Source organism: Caulobacter sp. GW822-FHT07D08 (genome assembly GCF_058798735.1).
In genome coordinates this window covers 1-765 of record NZ_JBXAKU010000058.1, presented here as the reverse complement: position 1 = coordinate 765, position 765 = coordinate 1, and the positions used below count along the sequence as shown (strand labels likewise).

Genomic DNA, 765 nt, shown 5'->3' with positions numbered 1-765 from the left:
CGCCGCCGTCGGCGCCGGGGGCGCCGGCAGGTGGAGATACGCCGCTTGCAGGGACGCCAGCTCGGAGCGGCGGCCGCGCAGGGCCCGCGCCGTCTGCGCCAGCAGGTAGCGGCCGACGAAGCCGCTGAGGACCGTCAGCAGCACAAGGCCGGTCAGCGTTAGGCCGACGGGGCTGCCGAACTTGTGGGCGGCATGAACCAACCCCAGGATCGGAGCCAGCACGCCCGCATACACATGCAGGGCCAGCAGCGTCGGCTTGCTGACGAACCGGCCTGTCCACCGTTCCGCCGCCTTGACGTGCTTGACCACCACATAGGGCAGGGTCAGCAGCATGAGGACGGCGGCGACGACGCCGATGACGCCGCCGACCAGGCTGCCGGGAAAGCGCGGCGCGACGTGCAGGACGTAGCCCAGCGGAAAGAGCAGCAGGAAGGCCACAAGCAGGCCGACGGCCATGTCGCCGCGCTCGCGCATCAGGCCTCCACCACGAGCGGCTGGCCCGTGCTCTTGGCCTGGCAGGCCAGGATGTAGCCCTTGGCCTTGTCGGCGGGATCCAGGCCGGTCTCCACCGCCATGGTGACCTCGCCCGAAATCAGCCGGGTGACGCAGACGCCGCATTCACCCGAGCGGCAGGCATAGGGGATTTCCACCCCCGCGCCCTCCGCGGCTTCCAGGACGGTCTGGCCGGCGGGGAGCGGGGCCGACACGCCCGCCACGGAAAAGGTGATGGTGGCCGCGGCGACCGCCGGCGTGGGGGGCGCGACG

General features: G+C 72.2%; 1 protein-coding gene and 1 pseudogene. Both read right to left on the bottom strand.

Annotated elements, in window-relative coordinates:
• Positions 1-474, bottom strand: a pseudogene (locus AC1RJ9_RS28365) (hypothetical protein); the annotation flags it as partial.
• A partial coding sequence (locus AC1RJ9_RS28360) for a 2Fe-2S iron-sulfur cluster-binding protein (protein ID WP_492842027.1) occupies positions 474-765 on the bottom strand: 292 nt, incomplete at its 5' end. The pseudogene AC1RJ9_RS28365 and the gene AC1RJ9_RS28360, both read right to left, overlap by 1 nt.